The sequence below is a fragment of the Streptomyces sp. SD15 genome (assembly GCF_054462255.1).
Window position 1 is genome coordinate 98,842 of record NZ_JBTLMO010000032.1, and the last position, 6,302, is coordinate 105,143.

The window sequence follows — 6,302 nt, forward strand, 5'->3', positions numbered from 1 at the left end:
TTGGAGAAAGGCACACCGTGACCAGTCAAGACACCACGAACCGCCCGGCGTACGGCGTCCACTCCGAGGTCGGCAGGCTGCGCAAGGTGCTGGTCTGCGCGCCCGGCCTGGCGCACCGCCGGCTCACCCCCACCAACTCCGACGACCTGCTCTTCGACGACGTGATGTGGGTGGAGAACGCCCAGCGCGACCACGCCGACTTCGTGAACAAGCTGCGCGAACGCGGCGTCGACGTCATGGAGTTGCACGACCTGCTCGCCCGGACCATGGCGCTGCCCGTGGCCAGGGACTGGCTCCTGGACCGGAAGATCACCCCGAACGAGGTCGGACTCGGGCTTGTCGACGACACCCGGGCCTTCCTGGAGTCACTTGAACCGACCAGGCTCGCCCAGTATCTGATCGGCGGTCTGGCCACCGCCGATCTCCCGGACGACTTCCGCCCCGACTACCTCGCGCTGGCCCGTGAGTCGACCGGCGTACGCGAATATCTGATGCCGCCGCTGCCCAACACCCTCTACACCCGTGACACGACCTGCTGGCTGTACGGCGGTGTCACCCTCAACCCGCTGTACTGGCCCGCCCGGCACGACGAGACGCTGCTGATGAAGGCGATCTACACCTTCCACCCGGACTTCACGGGCTCGACCGTGTGGTGGGGCGACCCCGAACTCGACTGGGGGCAAGCCACGTTCGAGGGCGGCGACATCATGCCGGTCGGAGCCGGCGTCGTACTCATGGGCATGAGCGAGCGCACCTCGCGGCAGGCCATCACCCAGGTCGCGGCCGCGCTCTTCGCGAGCGGCGCGGCCGAGCACGTCATCGTCGCCGGTATGCCGAAGCTGCGTTCCGCGATGCACCTCGACACGGTGTTCACCTTCGCCGACCGCGACATGGTCACGCTGTACCCGACCATCATGGACGCGGTCCACACCTTCTCCCTCCGGCCGAGCGACAAGGCCCCCGGCATCGAACTCACCGACGAGGGCGCGCGCCCCTTCACCGAGGTCGTCGCCAAAGCCCTCGGGCTGTCCGAGCTGCGCGTCGTTGAGACCGGCGGCGACGTGTACGCCTCGGAGCGGCAGCAATGGGACAGCGGCAACAACGCGGTCGCCCTGGAACCGGGCGTCGTGTTCACCTACGACCGCAACACCCAGACCAACACGCTGCTGCGGAAGGCCGGCGTCGAGGTCATCACCATCGTCGGCGCCGAACTCGGGCGGGGACGGGGTGGCGGGCACTGCATGACGTGCCCGATCGTGCGCGACCCCGTGGAGTTCTGACGTTGTCTACCGGCCGCCGAGGGCCCTGTCGGCGGCGGCCTGCGAGGGCTTCCACCACGTCGTGACCGGCTCCCACACGAGAACGGCGTCACCGGCACCCAGCTCGCGCGCGGTGAACGAGCGACCGAAGCGCGACGGGTCCGCGGAGACGGTGATCGACCCCACCCGACGGGCCTCGGGGTCGGCCGGATCGGCGATCGTGCGCACGGCCGCGTACGCCGTCCTGCCCGCACCCATCCGGTACGGCCCGCTGTCACCGGTCGGCACCGGCAGGGCCGCGCCGTCGAGGTCACCGAAGGTGACGGTGGGGATGCGGTCGACGGTGCACGTCCGGGTGGATTCGTTGGTGACGCTGATGTGCACCACCGTGGGGTCGTGCGACTGCTGAGCCCGCACGATGACGGACCTCTCCGCGCACTTGGCGGGCCGCGCCGCGGCCGAGCCGCTCTGGGGCACGGCGAGGAGCAGCGCGGTGGCGGCGGTCGAGAGGGCGAGGACGGATCGGAAGCGCATCGGTGGGTTCCCCCTGTTTCGGTCACGAACGGGTCGACGTGCATAGGGCGGCGCCTACCCAGTGTGACGGTCGAGGCGCACATGGGGTTGTATCCGACTTGTCGGTGTTACCGCCCCGCGTCTGTTCTGTGACGTGCGTCCGGGCGAATCCGCTCAGTCCTCCGGGCCGCAGGAGCTGCCATTGTCCGGCAGGGAGCCGTACAGCAGGAAGTCGTCGACCTTCTGGTGCACGCACTTGGAGGTCGCGTACCCGGTGTGTCCCTCGCCCTTGTTGTCGAGCACGACCGCCGACGAGCCGAGCCGCTCGGCGGTCTCCACGGTCCAGCGGTACGGGGTCGCGGGGTCGCCGCGGGTGCCGACGAGGAGCATCTTGGGGGCGCTGAGGTCGCGCACCTTGTCACGGATGTAGTCGGTGCCCTTGGGGCGGCCGTAGCACATCAGCACCTGGGTGAGCCGGTACGGGCCGAAGATCGGCGACGCCTTCTCGTAGACGGCGCTCAGCTCGTCCATCTCCTTGGTGACCTGGGCGGCGGTGGGCCGGTCCGGGTCGTCGGCGCAGTTGATCGCCATCAGCGCGGCGGGAAGGTTGTCGATCGGGATGTCCGCCGGGTCCACGAGCCCACCGTCCCCCACGGTCTCCGTCCGCCGTAGGTCGGGCAGTGCGCCCGTGCCCGTCAGCTGAAGGAGCCCGCGGGCGTCGCCGTCCTGGAGGAGTGAGGCGAGGGCCCGTTCGAGGGTGGGCCACAGCTCCTCGGTGTACAGCGCCTGGCTGATGGCGGCGACGAGGTCCAGGCCCGTGAACTTCTGACCGGTGTCCATCGGCACCGGGTACTGCTCCACCGAATCGACGAGCTGGACGACCTCCTGCCTGGCGCGGCGCGGATCCTGCCCGAACGGGCAGGCCATGTCCTCGGTGCACCAGTTGAGGAAGTTCTCCAGGGCGGCCTGCTGCCCCTCGGCGCCCACCAGGGCCCGCTCGGACAGCGGCTCGGTGAGCGTGTCCACGCCGTCGAGCACCATCCGGCCCGTCTTCTTCGGGAACTGGGAGGCGTACACCGCGCCCAGGCGCGCCCCGTACGAGAAGCCGAGATAGTTGAGCTTCTTGTCGCCGAGGGCGTGGCGTATGACGTCCATGTCCCGCGAGGTGTTGACCGTGCCTATGTGGGGCAGGACGGGGCCGGAGTGCTTGGCGCACTCGGCGGCCTCCTTCCCCAACGCCTTGAGGACAGCCTGGGGGTCGCCGACGTCGACGGTGGGGTCCGTCGTGTCGGACGCCTCGTCGGTGCCCTGGCCGCAGCTGACGGGTGAGGACCGGCCGACGCCACGGGGGTCGAAGGTCACCACGTCGTAGCCCTTGGTGAGACCCATGAAGTGGGCGCCGGCGGCGGCGAGTGTAGAGATACCCGGGCCGCCGGGGCCGCCGAAGTTCAGCAGGACGGAACCCTGCGAGCTGCCCGTCGCGCGGTAGCGGGCCAGCGCGATGTCGAGCGTCCCGCCACCCGGGTTCGCGTAGTCCAGCGGGACGGTCACCTTCCCGCACCGCAGATCCTTGGGCATTCCCTCGCCCTCGCAGGCGGCCCACTTGATCTCCTGGCGGTAGAAGCGGGACAGGTCCGGGTCGGCGGCGGCGGTCGCCATCGATGGCACTCCCGCCGCGAGCAGGGCCAATGTCGCGACGGAGGCTCCGACGAACGCGAAGCGTTGGTGCACGGACACCATGCATGCCTCCCGGGACGCCCGGCGGCGGGCCGGGAATACCCCCTCAATCACGATAATCGGATGTCCGGGGGCACGCCTCTCGGTGAGTGGTCCGGGCCGTCGAGCCTTACTCTGCGTGCCCTTTACTCTGGGTGCCACACAAAGGCTCTCTCGGTAGTACGACATCGATCCTTCCGGTAGTTCGATAAGCGTGACGCTCGATGGGGTGAAAGCCCGATAAGCCATAACTCGAATGGCTCTCTCGGCGTTTTACCCGGTGCGGGCGAGTGCTCGCGACCATGTCTGGAAGGCAGGGAACCTATGAAACGGGTTGCCCGAAATGGTTTGATCGCCGCGGCCGCCGCCTCGGGCGCGCTGGCCGTGACGATGCCGGCGCACGCCGACTCCACGGCGGACGGCGGCACGGCGGGTTCGCCCGGGATGATCTCCGGCAACACCATCCAGCTCCCGGTGCACGTTCCCGTGAACGTGTGCGGGAACACCGCGAACGTGGTGGGGCTCCTCAACCCCGCGGTGGGCAACAGCTGTGCCAACGAGAGCGACGGCGAAAGCCCGCGCAGCGGTGGCCGAGGCCGGAGCGGGACGGACGGCGGTGCCGTCGCGAACAGCGGCGGAAAGGATTCTCCCGGTGTGCTCTCCGGCAACGGCCTGCAACTCCCGGTCCACGTCCCGGTGAACGTCAGCGGCAACGCCGTGACCGTGGTCGGCCTCGGCAACGCGGCCGTCGGCAACGAGTCCACGAACACCTCCGGCGACCGCCCCGACCACCCGGCCGAGCCCACCCCGAAGCCGCCCACGCCGCCCGGCGCGGCCGCGCTTCCCAGGACGCCCCAGCACACCCCGTCGCCCGCGCCCGCCGCGTCCCTCGCCCACACGGGTACGGACCAGACGGTGCCCGCGATCGCCGCGAGCGCGGCGCTGCTCCTGGGCGGGGCCGTCCTGTACCGGCGGTTCCGGCCCGCCGTGGTCCGCTGACCGGACGGTCCACCGAAGACGGAAGGCCCCACCGGGTCGGTCACCGGTGGGGCCTCGTCGTCGCGTCGGTGAGACTGACCGGCCTGCGTCAACGATGCATGTCGGCGGTCGGGAAGACATCGTCGCGCAGAATGCTGTAGCGCACGCAGTCGCGCCACCGACCATTTCGGAACGCCACACGGCGGAGCACGCCCTCGCGCGTGAACCCGGCCTTCTCCAGGGCGCGTTGCTCGGCGATGTTCTCCACCTCGGTGTCCGCCTCGATCCGCATCACGAGTGTGTGCGCGAACAGGTAGTGGACCAATTGCCGCTGGGCTTCCGTGCCCACACCCTTGCCGCGTGCCTCCGGCAGCAGGGTGATGCCCATGTTCCAGTAGTACGTGGTCCGGGTGGACGCGATCTTCCGCCAGGCCACGAAACCCAGCCGCTCGTCACCGCGTACCACCATCAGCTGGCCCGCGTCGTCCCCGAGCATGCGGTTCTGTGCCCACTGGCGCCGCCAGCGCCCGGTGTCCCACCAGCCGAACCACTGGAAGGACGCGGCGGCCTCGGGATCCGTCAGAAACAGCTCCAGGACCGACAGGTCGTCCTCGGCCACCGGGCGCAGAGTCACTTGATCGACGCTCATGGAGGGCAAGCCTAGGACGGATACGGACAACAGTGCGGTGACACGGGCCAGTTGATGGTCGGCCGAGCGCGGATCAGCCCTGCCGACTCCACCACCCGGTCGAGTGACGGCCGCTGAAATCCCGGCGGAGATCGGCAAAAATGCTGCGGGCGCGGCCGATCACCGTGCACCCGCACAGCGAGCGAACCGCGCACCCCCACACCCAGCGAATGGAGCACTCAGATGACCTCTCCAGGTCCCGAGGCCCTCGTCGTCACCCAGGCCTCGCTCGACGACTGGTCGGTGGTCGGCGGATGGGCGGCGGCCGAGGGGTGGAATCCGGGGCAGGCCGACGCCCAGAGCTTCTTCGCCCAAGATCCCGAGGGTTTCTTCATCGGCAGGATGGACGCGGAGCCGGTCTCGGCCGTCTCGGTCGTCAACTACGGTGCGGACTACGCCTTCCTGGGCTTCTATCTCGTACGACCGGATCTGCGCGGCCGCGGCTACGGCCTCACCACGTGGAAGACGGGCCTCGCCCACGCCGGCGGCCGGACCGTCGGCCTTGACGGAGTGGTCGCGCAACAGGACAACTACCGCCGTTCCGGCTTCGAACTCGCCCACCGCACCGTCCGGTTCACCGGAACCGTACCGGCGACGCGGATGCCCGGGGGAGTCCGGCCCGCCGAAGCGGCCGACTTCGCGTCCATCGCGGCGTACGACAGCGCCTGCTACCCGGCCGACCGCCCCCGCTTCCTGGAGCGGTGGCTCACCGGGCCGGGCCATCGGGCCTTCGTCCGCGTCACCGACGGACGGCTCACCGGCTACGCCGTGATCCGGCCCGCCCTCGACTGCCCGCGCATCGGACCGCTGTTCGCCGACACCGCCGAGGACGCCCGCGCCCTCCTCGTGGGGCTGGCCGTGGGTGCCCCCGGGAGTGAGGTCGCCGTCGACATCCCCGAGACGAACGCGGCGGGCATCGCCCTGGCCGAGGAGTTCGGCCTCGCGCCCTCCTTCGAGACGGCCCGCATGTACACCGGACCGGTCAGGCCGTTCGCCGGAGAGCGCGTCTACGGAGTCACCACGCTCGAACTCGGCTAGGGCCTGTCCGGCGGATCAGGTCGGAGGGAAGCAGCGGTGCCTTGTCGGCGCAGGTGAGCGGGGTCTGGTGCGTCGAGCTGCAAGGCGGAGGAGGGCGTCGACGCGATGGG

Annotated in this window: 6 protein-coding genes; 3 read left to right on the top strand and 3 right to left on the bottom strand. The window is 70.0% G+C overall.

Features of this window, described 5'->3' with window-relative positions:
- The first annotated feature begins 17 nt into the window (after positions 1 to 17).
- Positions 18 to 1,280: an arginine deiminase gene (locus ACX28W_RS28200; protein WP_459002429.1), complete on the top strand. Its 1,263-nt coding sequence runs from the start codon at positions 18 to 20 to the stop codon at positions 1,278 to 1,280.
- Between the two features lie 6 nt (positions 1,281 to 1,286).
- On the opposite strand, the gene ACX28W_RS28205 is transcribed toward ACX28W_RS28200, so the two are convergent.
- Positions 1,287 to 1,793: a DUF4232 domain-containing protein gene (locus ACX28W_RS28205; RefSeq protein ID WP_459002431.1), complete on the bottom strand. Its 507-nt coding sequence runs from the start codon at positions 1,791 to 1,793 to the stop codon at positions 1,287 to 1,289.
- Between the two features lie 153 nt (positions 1,794 to 1,946).
- On the bottom strand, positions 1,947 to 3,512 hold the full coding sequence (locus ACX28W_RS28210) for an alpha/beta hydrolase (protein WP_459002432.1): 1,566 nt from the start codon (positions 3,510 to 3,512) through the stop codon (positions 1,947 to 1,949).
- Positions 3,513 to 3,812: 300 nt separating this feature from the next.
- Between ACX28W_RS28210 and ACX28W_RS28215 the strand changes: the two genes are divergently transcribed.
- A complete protein-coding gene (locus tag ACX28W_RS28215; RefSeq protein WP_459002434.1) occupies positions 3,813 to 4,487 on the top strand; it encodes a chaplin in 675 nt (224 codons plus the stop codon).
- An 88-nt stretch (positions 4,488 to 4,575) separates the two neighbouring features.
- Here the strand turns inward: ACX28W_RS28215 and ACX28W_RS28220 are convergent, their stop codons facing one another.
- On the bottom strand, positions 4,576 to 5,115 hold the full coding sequence (locus ACX28W_RS28220; protein WP_459002436.1) for a GNAT family N-acetyltransferase: 540 nt from the start codon (positions 5,113 to 5,115) through the stop codon (positions 4,576 to 4,578).
- Positions 5,116 to 5,337: 222 nt separating this feature from the next.
- Here ACX28W_RS28220 and ACX28W_RS28225 point away from each other — a divergent pair, with 222 nt between their 5' ends.
- Complete coding sequence (locus ACX28W_RS28225; protein ID WP_459002438.1) at positions 5,338 to 6,192, top strand: GNAT family N-acetyltransferase; 855 nt, start codon at positions 5,338 to 5,340, stop codon at positions 6,190 to 6,192.
- Positions 6,193 to 6,302: the final 110 nt, after the last annotated feature.

What these genes read in the sequence shown, in the direction of transcription:
- ACX28W_RS28205 (WP_459002431.1), bottom strand. Translation starts at nt 1,793, where the DNA reads ATGCGCTTCCGATCCGTCCTCGCCCTCTCGACCGCCGCCACCGCGCTG.
- ACX28W_RS28225 (WP_459002438.1), top strand. Translation starts at nt 5,338, where the DNA reads ATGACCTCTCCAGGTCCCGAGGCCCTCGTCGTCACCCAGGCCTCGCTC.
- ACX28W_RS28220 (WP_459002436.1), bottom strand. Translation starts at nt 5,115, where the DNA reads ATGAGCGTCGATCAAGTGACTCTGCGCCCGGTGGCCGAGGACGACCTG.
- ACX28W_RS28215 (WP_459002434.1), top strand. Translation starts at nt 3,813, where the DNA reads ATGAAACGGGTTGCCCGAAATGGTTTGATCGCCGCGGCCGCCGCCTCG.
- ACX28W_RS28210 (WP_459002432.1), bottom strand. Translation starts at nt 3,512, where the DNA reads ATGGTGTCCGTGCACCAACGCTTCGCGTTCGTCGGAGCCTCCGTCGCG.